15 protein-coding genes and 1 other RNA gene are annotated in these 15,767 nt (G+C 67.0%); 8 read left to right on the top strand and 8 right to left on the bottom strand.

Annotation, left to right across the window (positions count from 1 at the left end; all coding sequences use genetic code 11):
• Positions 1-8 precede the first annotated feature (8 nt).
• Positions 9-1,343, bottom strand: a complete 1,335-nt coding sequence (locus C3E79_RS07845) for a glutamine synthetase family protein (RefSeq protein ID WP_108404414.1) — start codon at positions 1,341-1,343, stop codon at positions 9-11.
• A 106-nt stretch (positions 1,344-1,449) separates the two neighbouring features.
• Between C3E79_RS07845 and C3E79_RS07850 the strand changes: the two genes are divergently transcribed.
• Complete coding sequence (locus C3E79_RS07850) at positions 1,450-3,060, top strand: CYTH and CHAD domain-containing protein (protein WP_108404415.1); 1,611 nt, start codon at positions 1,450-1,452, stop codon at positions 3,058-3,060.
• Here the strand turns inward: C3E79_RS07850 and C3E79_RS07855 are convergent.
• Positions 3,057-3,263: a hypothetical protein gene (locus C3E79_RS07855; protein ID WP_108404416.1), complete on the bottom strand. Its 207-nt coding sequence runs from the start codon at positions 3,261-3,263 to the stop codon at positions 3,057-3,059. The genes C3E79_RS07850 and C3E79_RS07855 overlap by 4 nt on opposite strands.
• Before the next feature lie 76 nt (positions 3,264-3,339).
• On the opposite strand from C3E79_RS07855, the gene C3E79_RS07860 reads away from it, so the two are divergent.
• Positions 3,340-4,485: a galactokinase gene (locus tag C3E79_RS07860; RefSeq protein WP_108405119.1), complete on the top strand. Its 1,146-nt coding sequence runs from the start codon at positions 3,340-3,342 to the stop codon at positions 4,483-4,485.
• Here C3E79_RS07860 and C3E79_RS07865 read toward each other — a convergent pair.
• Positions 4,482-5,882 (bottom strand): RNB domain-containing ribonuclease, encoded by a 1,401-nt coding sequence (locus C3E79_RS07865; RefSeq protein ID WP_108404417.1) that lies wholly within the window; start codon positions 5,880-5,882, stop codon positions 4,482-4,484. The genes C3E79_RS07860 and C3E79_RS07865 overlap by 4 nt on opposite strands.
• A gap of 236 nt (positions 5,883-6,118) precedes the next feature.
• Between C3E79_RS07865 and C3E79_RS07870 the strand changes: the two genes are divergently transcribed.
• From C3E79_RS07870 to C3E79_RS07880, 3 genes are read left to right on the top strand one after another with little or no spacing between them, the layout of a single operon-like run.
• Positions 6,119-7,420 (top strand): ABC transporter substrate-binding protein, encoded by a 1,302-nt coding sequence (locus tag C3E79_RS07870; protein WP_108404418.1) that lies wholly within the window; start codon positions 6,119-6,121, stop codon positions 7,418-7,420.
• A complete protein-coding gene (locus C3E79_RS07875) occupies positions 7,420-8,361 on the top strand; it encodes a carbohydrate ABC transporter permease (RefSeq protein ID WP_108404419.1) in 942 nt (313 codons plus the stop codon). Before C3E79_RS07870 ends, C3E79_RS07875 begins: the two co-directional genes overlap by 1 nt.
• On the top strand, positions 8,358-9,176 hold the full coding sequence (locus C3E79_RS07880; RefSeq protein WP_108404420.1) for a carbohydrate ABC transporter permease: 819 nt from the start codon (positions 8,358-8,360) through the stop codon (positions 9,174-9,176). Before C3E79_RS07875 ends, C3E79_RS07880 begins: the two co-directional genes overlap by 4 nt.
• Positions 9,177-9,280: 104 nt before the next feature.
• Here C3E79_RS07880 and C3E79_RS07885 read toward each other — a convergent pair whose 3' ends face one another.
• From C3E79_RS07885 to C3E79_RS07905, 5 genes are all read right to left on the bottom strand, one after another.
• On the bottom strand, positions 9,281-10,162 hold the full coding sequence (locus C3E79_RS07885; protein WP_235840609.1) for an endonuclease domain-containing protein: 882 nt from the start codon (positions 10,160-10,162) through the stop codon (positions 9,281-9,283).
• A 222-nt stretch (positions 10,163-10,384) separates the two neighbouring features.
• Positions 10,385-10,791: RNase P RNA component class A (rnpB, locus tag C3E79_RS07890), an RNA gene on the bottom strand.
• Positions 10,792-10,811: 20 nt separating this feature from the next.
• The gene (locus C3E79_RS07895) at positions 10,812-11,903 is read right to left on the bottom strand and encodes a bifunctional RNase H/acid phosphatase (RefSeq protein ID WP_108404422.1); all 1,092 of its coding nucleotides are present in this window, start codon (positions 11,901-11,903) and stop codon (positions 10,812-10,814) included.
• A 4-nt stretch (positions 11,904-11,907) separates the two neighbouring features.
• Positions 11,908-12,591, bottom strand: a complete 684-nt coding sequence (locus C3E79_RS07900; protein ID WP_108404423.1) for a zinc ribbon domain-containing protein — start codon at positions 12,589-12,591, stop codon at positions 11,908-11,910.
• Positions 12,592-12,606: 15 nt separating this feature from the next.
• Positions 12,607-13,743, bottom strand: coding sequence for a Nif3-like dinuclear metal center hexameric protein (locus C3E79_RS07905; RefSeq protein ID WP_108404424.1), 1,137 nt, complete (start codon positions 13,741-13,743; stop codon positions 12,607-12,609).
• Positions 13,744-13,777: 34 nt separating this feature from the next.
• Between C3E79_RS07905 and C3E79_RS07910 the strand changes: the two genes are divergently transcribed.
• Genes C3E79_RS07910 through C3E79_RS07920 form a run of 3 tightly spaced genes read left to right on the top strand, consistent with a single transcriptional unit; the run spans position 13,778 to position 15,764 of the window.
• On the top strand, positions 13,778-14,410 hold the full coding sequence (locus C3E79_RS07910) for an HAD-IA family hydrolase (RefSeq protein ID WP_108405120.1): 633 nt from the start codon (positions 13,778-13,780) through the stop codon (positions 14,408-14,410).
• Positions 14,400-14,888, top strand: a complete 489-nt coding sequence (locus C3E79_RS07915) for a low molecular weight protein-tyrosine-phosphatase (protein ID WP_108404425.1) — start codon at positions 14,400-14,402, stop codon at positions 14,886-14,888. Before C3E79_RS07910 ends, C3E79_RS07915 begins: the two co-directional genes overlap by 11 nt.
• 6 nt (positions 14,889-14,894) lie before the next feature.
• Positions 14,895-15,764: an SURF1 family cytochrome oxidase biogenesis protein gene (locus C3E79_RS07920; protein WP_108404426.1), complete on the top strand. Its 870-nt coding sequence runs from the start codon at positions 14,895-14,897 to the stop codon at positions 15,762-15,764.
• Positions 15,765-15,767 lie beyond the last annotated feature (3 nt).

The following is a 15,767-nucleotide window of genomic DNA, read 5'->3' on the forward strand; positions in this document are numbered from 1 at the left end:
GATCGGTCCTAGAGGTCTAAGTTGTTATCGATCTCCCATTGGGTGATCTGGGAGGTATAGGAGTGCCACTCGTCCCACTTCGAGCGAAGGAAGAATTCAAAGACCTGCTCACCTAAGACCTCGGCCATGAACTCGGATTGCTCAAGCCGGCGCAGCGCCTGGTCCAGCGAGGTCGGCAGGTCGCGGTACCCCATAGCGCGGCGCTCCCGGTGGGTCAGCGAGAAGACGTCGTCACGCGCGGGCTCGTCGAGCTCGTAGCCCTCCGTGATCCCGCGCAGCCCCGCCGCCAAGACCACGGCGAACGCGAGGTAGGGGTTGCAGCCGGAATCGAGCGAGCGCACCTCGACCCGGCGCGATTCCGACTTGTTGAGCCGGTAAGTGGGCACGCGCACAAGCGCGGAACGGTTGGATACACCCCACGTCGCCGCCGTGGGCGCCTCCGAGCCGAATTGGAGCCGCTTATACGAGTTCACCCACTGGTTGGTCACCGCGGAGATCTCGTTCGCGTGCTCGATGATTCCGGCGATGAACTGCCGGCCCGTCTTGGATAAGGAAATCTCGTCATCCGGGTCGTGGAACGCGTTTTGGTCTCCCTCGAAAAGGGAAAAGTGCGTGTGCATCGCCGAGCCGTCCAAGGCAGGAAAGGGTTTGGGCATGAACGTGGCGTGCACGCCGTTGGCCTCGGCGGTTGTCTTCACAATGTATTTGAACGTGACCACGTTATCGGCCATGGTGAGCGCGTCCGTGTGCCGCAGGTCGATTTCCTGCTGACCCGGTGAGGCCTCGTGGTGGGAAAATTCCGTGACTATGCCCATGTATTCCAGCGCCGCGATCGAGCGGCGGCGAAACTTCGGTGCTTCGTTGCGCTTCGCCTGGTCGAAATACCCTCCGAAGTCAGCCGGGCGCGGCGGCACGCCCGGCTCGCCCGGCTTGACCACGTAGAACTCAATCTCCGGGCTGGCGTGGCATTCAAACCCGGCTTCCCTCGCCGCCTGGGTCTGTCTGCGCAGCACCTGGCGCGGGTCGGCGAAGAGCGGGTCGCCATCGGGCATCGTGATATCACAAAACATCCGCGCTGTTTGCAGCCCGTCCTCCTCATCGAAGGGAATCGGCTGGTATGTCGAGGGGTCCGGGCGCAGCAAGGTGTCGGATTCGGAGATGCGCGAGAAGCCTTCGATGGACGAGCCGTCGAACCCGACCCCTTCGTCGAAGGCTGCTTCGAGCTCCGCCGGGGACATCATGATGGTCTTGAGCGAGCCGAAGATATCGGTAAACCACAGACGAATAAAAGAAATGTCCTGCTCGTCGACCTTTTGCAGCACGTTTTCCTGTTGGCTGTTCATGCTCCACCACAGTAGTCGCCCGCCGCGACATTCACGGGCGGGATCTGCGCGGTGCTCGGGTAAGCTCGCCGGTGAGCACATGTTGTATAGAAAGGCCTGCATCCTAATGTCTGGACAAGATTCCAAGAAACATGACATCGAGACCTTCCTCGAGGTAGAGGTCAAGCTCGCCGTCGACGAGGACACGGCCGTTCCCGACCTCACTGCGCTGCCCGGCGTCGAGAAGATCCTTGGCACGCAGGAGCACAACCTCTCCGCAATCTACTACGACACCGAGGATTTGCGCCTCACGCGGGCGAAGATCACACTGCGCCGCCGCACCGGCGGAAACGACGCAGGCTGGCACCTCAAGCTGCCGAGCGGTGCGGCCCGCGCGGAGCTGCGCGCCGAGCTCGCCACCCCGCTGGAGATTCCCGCGGAGCTGCTCGACCACGTCCGCGCGATCGTGCGCAACGCGCCGCTCTCCCCCATCGCGCAGGTGGATAACCGCCGGGTGGTCACCTGCCTCGGCTCGGCCACTGGCGAGGTCGTCGCCGAGTTTTGTGACGACCACGTCACCGCGTGGTCGCTTCTGCCCGGCGGCCAGCGCACCGGCTGGCGCGAGTGGGAGGTCGAGCTCAGCGAGTTCACCTCCGGCACCGAGGACGGCGCGAGACTCATCCACCAGGCGGAGAACTTCCTCATCGCCGCCGGCGCGCGGAAGTCCTCCTCCCCGTCGAAGCTGTTTACCGCCCTCGGCGAGTCCTACGACCTCGCCCCCCTGCCCCCGCACCTGCAAGGTGCCGAGCTCGACCCGGAAACGCCCGCCGGTGCCGTGATCTCGGCGCTGCGTGGCCACCGCGACGCCATCGTCGCGTGGGACCCGCGGGTTCGCGCGGACGAGTGGGACTCCGTGCACCAGATGCGCGTGTCCACCCGCGAGATGCGCTCACTCCTCGAGACGTTCGAGGGCATCTTGGAGGGCGAGGAGATAGGCTCCCTTGAATCCGAGCTCAAAGACGTCGCGGCCACGCTCGGTATCGCGCGCGACGCGGAGGTCGTTGAGGAGCGCTTCGTCGAGCTGCTCGATTCCGACGCCTCTGGGCTTATTGACGCCACAGCCGCCGCCCACATCCGCGGCGACATGCGCACCGATTACGAGGCCGCGCACGCCGCGATCGTCGAGATGCTCAACTCCGAGCGCTTCCTCGACCTCCTCGACGACATCGACGAGCTCCTCGCCAACCCCCCGCTGTCCGAATCCGCGGTGGCAGACGACGATGACGAAGACGAAGACGGCGGTGGCGAGCCCGACGACGTGCTGGTCAAGCACCTGAAGAAGGGCTACAAGAAGGTGATGAAGCGTCACGAGAAGGTCGAGGAGCACTTCCACGACACCTCCCTGCCGCTACACGAGCGCGAGGACTACGTCCACGACGTGCGCAAGGCCGCAAAGAAGCTGCGCTACGCCGCCGTCGCCGCGGAGGGCGCCGGGATCTCCTCCGGCCGCCTAGCCAAGGCGTGCAAGACCTTGCAGTCTTTGCTTGGTGATTTCCAAGACGCCGTGACCTCGCGCGACCGCATCGAACGCCTCGCCCATGAGGCTCGCGAGCGCGGCGAGGACACCTTCGCCTACGGCATGCTCTACCAGCGCGAGCTCGGCCGCGGCGAGGATGCTCTGGAGGGCTACCACGCCGCGATTCGCGACGTCAAAAAGGCCTTCTCCAAGATCTCCTAGCGCTCCCAGGAGGCCGGCTTGCCCCAGTTCTCGTCGGCTTCTTCTGCGGCGTCGGCACGCTTCGTGCGCTCCCGCGCGGTCTGGATCGCTGCCTGAGCCTCCTCGCGGGTGGCGTACGGGCCCATGCGATCGTCCCACGCCGCCTCTTTACCCTGGGTGACCTCCCCGGTGGAGGGGTTGTAGTAGAACTGCTCGTCTGCCATAGGTTCTCCTTACGCCTCGGGTTGTCGTTGCTCCTTGGTAGTCTAGCGAGCGAAATCGAAAGGTGGAGGTGTGTTCATGTCCGTGCAACCGACCGAAAGTTCCCGCGACGCCGCGCGGCTGCACGCCGAGGCTGCCGGGCAGGAGCCGCGCGCTGCCGCCTCCGCGCCTTTGACCTGGGTCGTCTCCGGCGAGGGGGTGGACCACTACGGCGGGGTGACCATCGTGGGGCAATCGCACCTCAGGGTCTTTACGGCGGTCTCCCCGCGCGAGGACGACGAGCTCGTCGTGCGCGCCCACACCCCCGGCAACGCTCCGCTGACATTGCGGTCCCCGGAGCGTGTGGGCGGTCTCGTGCGCACGATGATGGCGCGCCAGCTGCTCTCGCGCGAGACCCCAGGGCTCGACATCACCGTCGTCACCGAGGCTCCCGCCGGGCTGGGGCTCGGGGTGGTGCACGCCGCCGACGCCGCGATAGCCCTCGCGCTCGCCCAGTACGCGGGGGTCGACGAGCTCGGGACCGCCCCAACGCGCGCCCGCCTCGCGGAGACCTGCTCCGCCGCTGCGGCTATCCACGGCCACCTGCCGGTCCTCCGGGCCCGACACACCGCGGCGCTGCGCGGGGCCGGGGAGCACGTCAGCGTGATCGACTACGCTGACGGTTCCGTCACCCAGGCCCCCCACCCGAATCGGCTGGGGCTGCGCGCCTTTACGCTCTCCGCGCACACCGGCGCCCCGTATGCCGATCAGGCCGACGAGATCGCTCAACGCCGCGCGTTCATCGACTCCGCCTGCACGAACTTCGGTGTCTCATCGCTGCGCCAGCTCCCGGGCGCCGCCAACCGGGTTGTCGAGTGGGTCTCTGCGCGCCGCGAGGTCAGCGGGGACGAGACCGCGCCCGCGCCCGCAGCGGTGCGCGCGTGGATCGAGACCGCCACCGCGGACACCGCGCGCTCGCAGGCGATAGCCAGGGCGCTGCGCGCGATGCGTACGGTAGATTTCGCCGAACTTATCGGCACCGACCCCGCTGCCGGTAGCGCCTGCGCAGCTGCGCTCGCGGCGGGAGCCACCTGTGCGCGCCCGGCGGCGGCGGGCTATTCCTCCGCGGCCATCGCCTATGTGCCCCAGGAACAGGGCGAGGCGTTTTCCGCTGCGCTGCCCCGGGATTACACATGTGCCGAGATCACGCCGGGAGGCCCGGCGCGCGTCGAGCGATTCTCCTAATCCGCCGGCCAGGCGAAGGCCACCTCGCGTTCCTCCACGCTGGCGCGGATCAGGCTCACGTTCGTCTCCTCCCCTTCCTCGGGCTGGCCGAGGCACGGGGCGAGCACCGGCGGGTCGCTCACGAAGATCCGCGATTGGTCGCGCTCGCTTTCCGTCTTGAGCACCACCGCACGGAAGTTCTGCCCCACCCAGGGCTTGAGCACCGTCGCCTCGGTAAGGTTGAGGCATGCGCGGTCGACCGTGTTGGCCAGCTGCGAGGTGCGCTGCATCGTCTTGACGACCTCGGCGGCGCCGTCAGTAACCCACTCGGGGACCTCGGTGCCCGCGCAGATGGCAAGGCAGACCTCGGTGGCGTAGCGGTCGATGAGCCGGCGCAGCGGCGCGGTGACGTGCGAGTAGTAGCCACCGATGCCGGCGTGGACCTCCGGGGCCTTCTCGTCGAGGTCGATATATCCCGCCCCGCGCAGCAGCTTCTGGGCTTCGCGCATGGCTGCCATGCCGCGGGGCGTGTCGGCGTCGATACGCGCGAGGAAGGTGCCAATCTCCTCGTCGTCGCCGATCGTGAAACCGAGGTTGCGCACCTCCGTGCGGAACTCGGCTTCCGCGCCCTCGCCGGCCGGGCCGAGCGTGCGCAGGAAGCCCTTGCCTGCGTCCACCATCATCTGGCCCGCGACCATGCCTGTGAGCAGCGAAATCTCCGAGTTGTAATCCATCACGGGGTGACGCGGCTCGATCACGAGCTCGAAGCGGCCTTCCTCGGTCTCCATCACGCGCACGCTGGGCAGGCGCAGGTTGATGGCGTTGCGGCGCTCGGAGCTTTCCTGCCGCAGCCGACCCACCTCCGCGAGCATGCTTATCGACGCATGCACCTCGCCCCGATCCACAGCCTCTTGCACCTCGTCGTAGTCGAACCGCGCCCGGCTGCGCACGAGCGCCCGCTCCACGTGCGCCCCTTTTACCTCGGCCTTCTCGTCGAGGTGGAAGGTCCACAGCACGGCCGGGCGGTCGACATCGGGTAGCAGCGAGGCCTCGCCCTCGCTGAGCTCCTCCGGGTGCAGCCGGGCCGGCTCGTCGGGCAGGTAGATCGTCTGGCCGCGCTTGAGAGATTCCTCCTTGATTCGGTTGTCCGTGCCCTCCACGAAGGCGGCGACATCCGCGATGGCGTAGAACACCGTATAGCCGCTCTCAGTGCGTGCGATGCACACCGCCTGATCGAGGTCCATGGAGCCGGGCGGGTCGATGGTGACGAACGCGATGTCGCGGGCGTCGCGGCGCGAATCGGCACAGGCGTCGCCGAGGCGGCGGGCTTCTTCGTGCAGCTCAGGGGCGAAGTCCGTGGGCACGCCGAACTCGCTGGCGATGTCTCGGAAGTCCAATGGCGCCGCATACAGTTTCATAGCCAGCCATTTTTGCAGAGATCGGGGCGGGGCGCAGGGCGGGGTGGATACCGTCTCCCAAGCGTTGGTTAAACTGTGAATACTATAGGCTACCTGCCCTTCGCGCGATCTGTACTCTTTTTCGTATCGTGCATCTCAACGCGGGCCGCCGGCCGGGGTGCGGATGAGCGGGATTGACCTCGCATTCACCCACGGCCGTGGCCATGCGCTTTTTCTCAATGAGGAGGACTTTGTACATGAACACCCCGTCGCTCGCGCGCCCTCGCCGCCGCTGGTCGCTCATGGCGGCGGCAACCCTCACGGTTGCCGCTCTCGTCTCCGGATGCCAATCGAGCCCCACCTCAGACACCGCCGGCACCGCACCTTCGCCCGATGAGAAAGGCGGCGTCGCGCTCTCCCAGTGGTATCACGAGTACGGCGAGCCGGGGGTGAAAAAGGCGGTCGAGGGCTACGCCGCCGACTACCCGGACGCGGAGGTGAAGGTGCAGTGGACGCCCGGCGATTACGGCTCGGTCCTCGGCTCTTCGCTGCTCACCGATGACGCCCCCGACGTCTTCGAGTTCGAGCAGGGCGGATCCCTCGACATGATCCGCTCGGGCCAGCTTGCGGACCTCACGGATATCGTGGAGCCCGTCAAGGACCAATTCAACGAGTCGGTGATCAAACGATTCGAACACGACGGAAAGTTCTACGCCGTTCCCCAGGCCATCGACATGCAGGTGCTCTACTACCGCCCGTCCCTGCTCAAGGAGGCCGGTGTGGATGTGCCAAAGACGTTTGATGAGCTCGTGGCCGCGGCACAGGCCGTCGACAAGAAGGGCACGGCCGGCGGATTTTTCGCGGGCAACGACGCAGGCGTGGGCGTGCTGGGCACGATTCTGCTCTGGGCGTCCGGCAACGAGCAGCTCAACAACGACCGAACCGATGTCGCCTTCCTCAACGAGGACTTCTATCGTGCGCTCGAGTCCTACCGCGACTTTGTGAAGTCCGGCGCGGTTGTCCGCGGGGCGTCCAACGACTGGTCCTCCCCGGATGCGTTCATCAACGGCGAGGCCGCCTTCCAGTGGACCGGCCTATGGGCCCTGCCCGAGGTGGAGGAGGCGCTCGGGGACGACTTCGGCGTCATCGCCTTCCCCGCCATCGGGGCGAACGGCCGTCCGGTCGTGCCCTTCGGAGCATTCGGCGCGAGCGTGAACGCCAAGAGCGAAAACGTCGAGGAGGCAAAGAAGTACGTCAAGTGGTTGTGGGTCGACCAGGAAGATAAGCAGCTCGATTTCGCCACCGCGTACGGCACGCACATCCCTGCGAAGGACGCCCTCGCCGATCGTAGCGACACCCTCTCCAGCGGGCCGGGGGCCGACGCGGTGCGCTTTGTGAAGGAAAACGGGGTGACCAACGACATCATGTGGTCGGGCACCCTGGGTGAATCATTCAACGCGGCGGTAAGTAATGTCGTGCTCAAGGACGCCGACCCGCGTAGCGAGTTTTCCGGCTTTGAGAAGCAGGCACGAGAAGAGCTCGGGAAGCTCCAGCAGTAATGAAGTTCTACAGACGGGGAGTGCGCCAGGGGCACAACCTGTGGTTCCTGGCGTTTATCGCCCCCTTTGCCGTAGGCCTCGTCGTGTTCGTCTACGCCCCCGTCATCTGGAGCGCTTACCTGTCCTTCTTCGAGGCCCGCAACACCGCAACCCCCACTACCTTTGTCGGCCTGGGCAACTACCGCCAGCTCCTCGCCGACCCGCTGTTCACCAGGTCACTGCTGGTGTTCGTGGTGTTCTCGCTGCTCATCGTGCCGCTGACCTATGTCTGTTCGCTGGGGCTAGCGCTGTTGCTGGACAACCTCCCGTGGGGCCGCGCGTTCTTCAGGTCCGTGTTCTTCATGCCCACGGCGGTGTCCTACGTCATCGCTGCGCTGATCTGGCGCCTCGCTTTCTTCAACAACGCCCCCTTCGGCTTGGCCAACGTCGTCAGCCGGTCGCTCGGCGGCGAGAACATCGCCTGGTTGGATGGAACGACCAGCCTGTACTGGGTGGCCATCGTCTCGGTGCGCCTCTGGCTTCAGGTCGGCTTCTACATGATCCTTATCATCGCCGGGCTCAACCAGATTCCGAGGGACACCTACGAGGCGGCGGCTCTCGACGGCGCGTCGGGGTGGAGCATGCTGCGCTATATCACGCTCCCGCAACTGCGCGCGACGAGCGTGGCAGTGCTCATGCTCCTGCTCATCAACGCCTTCCAGGCGTTCGACGAGTTCTACAACATGCTGGGAACGGTCGATAGCTACCCGCCCTACGCCCGGCCCCCGCTTGTCCACCTCTACCTCATCTCCTTCGGAGGCGGGCAGCAAAACCTCGGCCTCGGCGGGGCGGGCACGGTGATTCTCGCCGTGCTCATCGCCGCGTTCGCCCTCGCCCAGAGCTGGCTTTTGGGCCGTGAGGAGCGCGCGGCGCGTCAGCAGCTGAAAGGAAGCCGCCCATGAGACCCAACACTGTGTGGAACGTGGCGCGCTACGTGGTGTTATTCGCGCTTGCCGCGCTGTTCCTCTTCCCGTTCTACGTGATCTTCCGCAACGCGTTTTCCACGCGGAGGAACATCGCCTCCCCCACATGGAACTGGCTGCCGGACCAGCTCGATTTCACCAACGTGCGCTCTTTGCTGGGCAACGATTCCATCGGCATCGTCCGCGCACTCGGCAACTCAGCGGTCATGGCGCTGGGCCAGACCACGCTCACCGTGTGCGTGAGCCTCATGGCCGGCTACGCCCTGGCCCGGTACACCCATCGGCTCTCGAGGTTTTTCCTGGGCGCAACTCTTCTCACCCTCATGGTGCCCGCCACGATGACATTCGTGCCCACGTTCATCATGACAGCTCAGCTGGGTTGGATCGATACCTTCCGCGGCCTCATCATTCCGGGGTCATTTTCGGCGTTCGCGACCTACCTCTTCCGGCAGTACTTCCTCAGCTTCCCCAGGGAGCTCGAGGACGCAGCGCTTATCGACGGCACCTCCCCCTGGGGAGCCTTCTGGCGCATCGTCGTGCCCAACTCCAAGGGCATCATCGCGGCGGTGAGCACCATTGTGCTCATCGGGGCGTGGAACGCCTTCCTCTGGCCCAGCCTTGTCGGCCGGGACGACACGCGCACGGTGCAAGTCGCCCTCAGCCAGTTCATGACCAGCCAAAACACCCGCCTTCCGGAGCTTTTCACCGGCGCGCTCATCGCGGTAATCCCGATGCTCGTGGTCTTCCTCTTCCTCCAGCGCTACCTCGTGCGCGGGCTCACCGCCGAGAGGTAGTTCGGGCATGCGGGGGCCGTGGGGCGGAGCGCTCCCCCTCAACCCAGAAGGGTCAACCCGCGGCTGCTCGGCCTAAACCCCGGGCAAGTTCGGGGTATGCGGGTTTACCCTGAACCCCGGCCACGCCCCCGTGCATTACGCGCCTGCGCGATCTGTGCCAGCACGGCGTCGATGTCGGCGGCTATCTCCTGCGGGTAGAAGCGCAAAAAGACGTAGCCCTGGTTGATCAATTCGCGCTCCCTGTCGCGCTCGCGCATGAGCACCTCCGCGGTCTTCTCGGTGTACTTGGAGCGTCCATCGATCTCGACGATCAGGAAGTCGTCGAAAAGAAAATCCGGCCGAAACCTCCCAATGGCAGGCTGGAACGTCCACCCGCCAATCCCCCGTTCAATTAGGTGGGCGCGGAAGCGGGACTCGTGGGGCGAATCCGCGCGGTTCGACGCCCACTTCACGCATTCGATCACCCTCTTCTTGCCGACAAACCGCCCCATCCGGTCGATTTCTGCCTGAATGTTGGCGTAGGACGTGCCTGCCTGGGAGAGCAACCAATCCGCCGCCACGAGGCCGTCGGGGAACCCGTGGTAGCGCGCGATGTCGATGAAGGTGCGGATCACGCTCGTCGTGCGTACCCCGTGAATCACCTCAATCTCGTCGCGGCGAAACGTAGCTTCACGGTAACGCACGTTCGGCATGCGCTTTCGCCGCGACGGTGTCCCGCCGCTCGGCAACGCCACCTCGACCGGCAGATCGTGCGCCCCTATCACCCACATCCCCCGCAGAGCGGCCGCTGCGCGAGAAACCACGACCCCCGTGCGCATGCTCCGCCCGACAGCGAAGGCCCGGAGGAAAAAGGCGTGCCACGGGGCGAGCCGCCGGACGTGCTCCTTGGCCACAACCTGCGTGGGAGCGAGAAATTCGTACTTGCCGTCTGCGATGTCTTTCCGAATCTGCCCGTCGCTCTTGGTAAGGCGGCGCGTATCTAGCACCAAGGGCAGAAGTCTCACCGCTGCGTTGTTGTTGTCCCCCATGCGCACACACCATGCCACGGGTTGTCATCGGTGTCACGGCACGGGGCCACACGCCTGTGGATAACCCCGACCCCTGTGGATATCTCCGTTCCACCTCAACCCGGATACCCCGAACGTGCTCCGGGTTTAGGCTGAGCAACCGGCAGTTTACCCGTCCGGGTTTGGGCCGAAGGAACAGCGCGAATGAGCCGGCCTATGAGCCGGATTCTGTTCCTGGAAACCAGGCGGCGATCATCCATCTGGACCTCCCATCGCTGGGGGCCTCAAGCAGCTACCTTCGGACTGGGCGGGCCGCCTCATCGCGTCCGACGACCTCCGCTCAAAACAAGCGGGGGCTCTTGCCTTGCTCCCGGTGGGGTTTACCTGGCCACGCGTGTCACCACACATGCCGGTGCGCTCTTACCGCACCCTTTCACCCTTACCCACCTTAGAAAAGGCGGGCGGTCTACTCTCTGTTGCACTTTCCCGCGGATCACTCCGGGTTGCTGTTAGCAACCACCGTGCCCTCCGGAGTCCGGACTTTCCTCGGTCCCCCGCCTGACCGTTGACACGGCGGTTCGGGGGGCCGCGATCACCCGGCCGACTCATTCGCGCAAAAAACTATACCCTACCGCAGGTGCGCAACATCATTGACGCAGCGCACGACACCAAAATCGCCGTAGAAATCAACGACGCTCACGCCCGCGAGGTCGAGGAAAACGTGCCGGAAGACCTCGCCGCCGACGCCAAGCGCCTGCCGCAGCACGGACTTAATAGGAGTGACGTGGGTCACCACCAGCACGGTCTTGCCGGCGTGAGCCTCCTGCAGCTTCAGCCGCGCGCGGGTCACACGCCTGTGCAGCGCGGCGAGCGATTCGCCGCCAGGCGGGGCGACGCTTATCGACGCCTCCCACGCCCCAAACTCCTCACCATATCGCTCCACGCATTCGTCGCGCGTGAGGCCTTCAAAGGCCCCGAAGTCGACCTCACGGAAACCGTCATTACCCGATACTTCGGCAACGCCGAGCTCGCGGGCGCACACCTCGGCGGTCTCCCGGGCGCGGGCCTGGGGGGAGCTCACGATGGCGTCGACCGGCCCGAGTAACGCCAAGGCGCGGGCGGCGCGCTCGGCCTGCTGGCGCCCGGCCTCGGTGAGCGCCGGGTCGGAGGAGCCGGAGTAGACCTTCTCCACGGAGTGCTGGGTCTGGCCGTGGCGCAGGAGGATGAAGCGGGTGCGGGGGGCGTCGCTAAGCGATGCAGGTGAGAAGTCCTTCGGTGTCGCGGGCGCGGCGCCGACGATGCCGGGGTCGGCGCCGGCGGCCGCGGCGTCCATGGCCACGTTGGAGAGCTCGTCGGCCTTCTTGTTCTTCGCGCGCGGCACCCAGGTGTAGGTCACCGAGGTAAACCCGCCTGCAAGCGCGCGGGCGGCCAGCGCCAGCTCCTGCATGTCGGGGTGCTTGATCTTCCAGCGCCCGCTCATCTGCTCGACGACGAGCTTGGAGTCCATGTAGACGTCGACCTCGGTGGCTCCGAGGTCGCGCGCGGCCTCGAGCCCGCGCAGCAGGCCGTGGTACTCGGCGACGTTGTTGGAAGACTTCTGCCCCACGACGTAGGCGATCTCCGCAAGGGTCTCGCCTGCCTCGGAGTAGACGACCGAGCCCGAGCCGGCAACGCCGGGGTTGCCGCGGGATCCGCCGTCGGTGTAGACTGTGACTTTCACCGCCCTACTCCCCCGCGCCCACGCGCACGAGGAGGGTGCCGCAGTTCGGGCACGGCGGCACCTCGTCGTCGTCGGCGGTGAGAACCTCCCGGCGCTCGGCGGCAGGCAGGGTAATGAAGCAGCCGTTGCAGGTGCGTCCGTTGAAGGAGGCGGCCCCGATGTCGTCGTAGAGCGAGAGCACGTCTGCGGGGAGCTTGGCGCGCAGCGCGGCGGTGTCGGCCACTTCGCGCTCCGGCAGGGCATCAACCGCGCGGCGGGCAGCCTCGATCTTGCGATCCATCTCGTCGAGCCGGGCGCCGTGGACGTCGCGGTTGTTGCGCAGCGCCTTGACCTCGCCGTGGGCCTCCTTGAGCTCGTAGTAGAGGTCCGCCAGACGCGACTTCGTGGCGTAGCGGTCATGGGTGAGGTCCTTGCGGCGCTCCGGGTCGGTCTCGGCGGTGAGCTGGTGCTTGTCATCGAGGTCGCGCTTTTTCAGCTTGCGCTCGTCCTCCTGGATGCGCAGGATCTCCAGCTCGAGGTCGTCGACGGCGAGCTGCGCTGCGGCAGCTGCGGAGGCCAAGCCCTCGCGCTGTGAGAGCAGGGCCTGAAGTTCCTTTTCCTCCGCGGTTCTCGCGCGGGGGTGGGACTGGGCGCGCTCGGCAGTGGCAAGCGAGAGCAAGACCTGCTGCAGGTCTGGCGAGAGGTTCACGGTTGCGCTCCTTCTTCAGTTCGCGGGGTGGGCGGAGACGGTCCAGGGGTCCGTGCGGATATCAATGATCTCGGTCTCCACGTCCAAAGCCTTCACGATACCCTCCGCCTGCCGCGTCCACGGAAACTCCGAGGCCCAGTGGGCGGTATCGATCACGGCGGGCCCGCCCGCGCGCAGGTGCTCGTCGACGGGGTGGTGGCGCAGGTCCGAGGTGACGTAGCAATCAACACCCAGTGCGGCCGCATCTGCCAAGAACCCGTCGCCGGAGCCCGAGGAGACCGCCACCGTGCGCACGATCTGGTCTGGGTCCCCGGCGGCGCGCACTCCCCAGGCGGTGGCCGGCAGGGCGTCGGCGACCTGCTGGGTGAATTCCCGCAGCGTCATCGGCTCGGGTAGCTCGCCGATGCGGCCGAGCCCGCAGGCGCGCTCGAGCGGGGTGTCGTCTTCCAGCGCGACGATGTCGAAGGCGGGTTCCTCGAAGGGGTGGGCGCTGCGCAGGGCGTCGATAAGCGAGCGGCGCAGCCGCGAAGGCGCAACGAACTCGACGCGCACCTCGGGCCCGGAGTGGTGCGCGCCCACGCTGCCCTCGGCCGGGTCGGCGCCTGGCAGCGGGGTGAACTCGCCGGTGCCCTCGATGCGGAACGAGCAGCGCTCGTAGTCCCCGATCCGGCCCGCCCCGGCTGCGAAGAGGGCCTCGGCAACGGCGTCGGCGGCGTGCTCGGGAACGTTGACTCCCCACTTGTCGATCCCGCCGAGCCGCTTCGGCTTGATCGGCCGGCCGGGGGGGATGCCGACGAGCTCGGCGAGGACGTCGGAGACGCCGGGGCGGGCGGAATCCGCGTTGGTGTGCGCGGCGAAGAGTGCGCACCCGCCGACGATGAGGGTGTGGATTACCTTGCCCTTCGGCGTGTTCGCCGCCACCGAGCTCACCCCGCGCAGAAGCAACGGGTGGTGGACGACGAGCATCTGCGCCCCCACCTCCACGGCGCGCTGGGCGACCGCGTGGGTGCAATCGAGCGCGAAGGCCACCTTGCGCACGGGCGCGGCCGGGTCGCCGCAGGTCAGGCCCACCCGGTCCCAGTCTTCGGCAAGCGCAGGCGGGTAGGCGGCATCGAGCGCGGCGATCACATCGGCAACGGTGGTAACAGGCATGCGTCCAGCCTACAAAGATGCCATGCTAGAGGGCATGCGCACCACCCTCCTGCTCGATGTCGATGGCACGCTCATTGACTCCTTCCCCGGCATCCGCGAAGGCTTTTTGCGCGGGCTCGACGCCGTGGGCTACACCCACCCCGCCGAGGAATTCATCCGGCGCATCCCCGGGCCGCCGATGACGGAGACGATGGCCTCCCTAGGGATGGATGCAGCCGAGGTCGGCCGCGCCATGGCGGCCTACGACGACTACATGCAAAACGGCGGCTGGGCCAACTTCACCGTCTTCGCCGGCGTGGCCGAGCTGGTGGCCGGGTGGAAGGGCCGAGGCTTCGAGCTCGCCACCGCCACCTCGAAGGGCGAGGGGTATGCCCGCCTGGCCCTGGAGCGCGCGGGGATTTTGCCGCACATCGATTTTCTCGGCGCGGCGCAGGAGCGCGGGCCGCGCAAGCGCAAGGTCGACGTCATCGCGCACGTGCTCGCCAGCGTGAAGCCTCAGCGGCCGCTCATGGTCGGCGACAGGCTCCACGACTTTCACGGCGCCGCCCACTTCGGCCTCCCTTCGGTGGCCGTGACGTGGGGCTACGGCGCCCCTGAGGAGTACGAGGAGGCCACGTACGTGGCGCGCACAGCGCGCGAGCTCGAGGAGATCGTCAATGCCTTCTGAGCCTTCTCAGCGGATCAGTATCAACTTCGTGTGCACCGGCAACATCTGCCGCTCGCCGATGGCAGAGGTCATCGTGCGCCAAGCACTTCACGACGCCGGGCTCGGCGCCGCCGTGGAGGTCGCCTCCTCGGGCATCGGCGGCTGGCACGTCGGCCAGCCCGCCGACGAGCGCGCAACCCGCGAGCTCGCCGCCCACGGCTACGACGGTTCGCGCCACCGCGCCCGCCAGTTCGGCTTCGAGCAGGAGGCCGCCGACCTCATCGTCGCCCTCGCTCCCCGCCACGTCTCCGAGCTCGTCGCCCGCGGCGTGCCGGAGGGCAAGATCCGGCTCATGCGCTCTTTCGACCCGGCCGCTCCTGAGGGCGCCGGTATCGACGACCCCTACTACGGCGGCCCGGAAGGGTTTTCCACCGTGCGGCGGGAGATCGAAGCCTGCACGCAAGGCATTATCGAATGGGTGCGCGCCCGGCTAGACTGAGCGAGTATGAGGAAGACCTTTCTCACCCCCGGGTGGGCCATCGCCGCGATCCTCGTCGCGGCCTTTTCCTACTTCGCGTTTTCCTTCCTCGCGCCCTGGCAGCTGGGCAAGAACGAGCGCTTGGTTGAGCGCAACGAGCACATCTCCGCGGCCTTCGAGCACGAGCCGATCCCCTACGCCGAGGTCGCGCCCGGCGGCACGCTGGACCCGAGCGACGAATGGACCCGGGTCACCATGACCGGCCACTACCTGGCGGAGGGCGAGGTGCTGCTGCGGCTGCGCCCGGTGGAGAAAACCCCGGCGTTCCAGGTGCTCACGCCGTTTGCCGTCGACGGCGGGCCGACGTTTGTGGTCAACCGCGGCTGGGTGCCGGCCGACAAGGGCGGCACGGTGGTGCCCTCCTATGCGTCGGCGCCGCCCGGCACGGTCACGATCGCGGGCATGCTGCGTGTCGACGAACCCCCGCACCCCTCCGCCCCCATGACCGACCAGGGCCACCACATGGTCTACGCGATTAGCTCCGCCCAGGTCGCGGAGGCAAGCGGCCTCCCCCTCGCCCCTTCCTACCTGCAGCTCTCCCCCGGCGAACCCGGGGTCCTCGAGGCCATCCCGCTGCCGGCGCTGGAGACGGGCAACCACCTCTCCTACGGCCTGCAGTGGATCGCGTTCGGCATCATGGCGCCGGCCGGGCTCATCTACTTCATCGTCGCCGAGGCCCGCGAGCGGCGCCGCTTCGCTGCGGAGCAAGACGAGCTGCGCGCCGACATCCCCGCCGCCGGAGGCCCCGATCCCGCGGTGTACGCCCGCGAGCGCTACGCGCACGCCAGGCGCAACCCCTGGTCCCGGGCTTACGATAGGGAGGAAGAAAGGGGATAGACC

Source organism: Corynebacterium liangguodongii (genome assembly GCF_003070865.1).
GTDB classification, from domain to species: Bacteria; Actinomycetota; Actinomycetes; order Mycobacteriales; family Mycobacteriaceae; genus Corynebacterium; species Corynebacterium liangguodongii.

What these genes read in the sequence shown, in the direction of transcription:
- C3E79_RS07845 (WP_108404414.1), bottom strand. Translation starts at nt 1,343, where the DNA reads ATGAACAGCCAACAGGAAAACGTGCTGCAAAAGGTCGACGAGCAGGAC.
- C3E79_RS07850 (WP_108404415.1), top strand. Translation starts at nt 1,450, where the DNA reads ATGTCTGGACAAGATTCCAAGAAACATGACATCGAGACCTTCCTCGAG.
- C3E79_RS07855 (WP_108404416.1), bottom strand. Translation starts at nt 3,263, where the DNA reads ATGGCAGACGAGCAGTTCTACTACAACCCCTCCACCGGGGAGGTCACC.
- C3E79_RS07860 (WP_108405119.1), top strand. Translation starts at nt 3,340, where the DNA reads ATGTCCGTGCAACCGACCGAAAGTTCCCGCGACGCCGCGCGGCTGCAC.
- C3E79_RS07865 (WP_108404417.1), bottom strand. Translation starts at nt 5,882, where the DNA reads ATGAAACTGTATGCGGCGCCATTGGACTTCCGAGACATCGCCAGCGAG.
- C3E79_RS07870 (WP_108404418.1), top strand. Translation starts at nt 6,119, where the DNA reads ATGAACACCCCGTCGCTCGCGCGCCCTCGCCGCCGCTGGTCGCTCATG.
- C3E79_RS07875 (WP_108404419.1), top strand. Translation starts at nt 7,420, where the DNA reads ATGAAGTTCTACAGACGGGGAGTGCGCCAGGGGCACAACCTGTGGTTC.
- C3E79_RS07880 (WP_108404420.1), top strand. Translation starts at nt 8,358, where the DNA reads ATGAGACCCAACACTGTGTGGAACGTGGCGCGCTACGTGGTGTTATTC.
- C3E79_RS07905 (WP_108404424.1), bottom strand. Translation starts at nt 13,743, where the DNA reads ATGCCTGTTACCACCGTTGCCGATGTGATCGCCGCGCTCGATGCCGCC.
- C3E79_RS07910 (WP_108405120.1), top strand. Translation starts at nt 13,778, where the DNA reads ATGCGCACCACCCTCCTGCTCGATGTCGATGGCACGCTCATTGACTCC.
- C3E79_RS07915 (WP_108404425.1), top strand. Translation starts at nt 14,400, where the DNA reads ATGCCTTCTGAGCCTTCTCAGCGGATCAGTATCAACTTCGTGTGCACC.
- C3E79_RS07920 (WP_108404426.1), top strand. Translation starts at nt 14,895, where the DNA reads ATGAGGAAGACCTTTCTCACCCCCGGGTGGGCCATCGCCGCGATCCTC.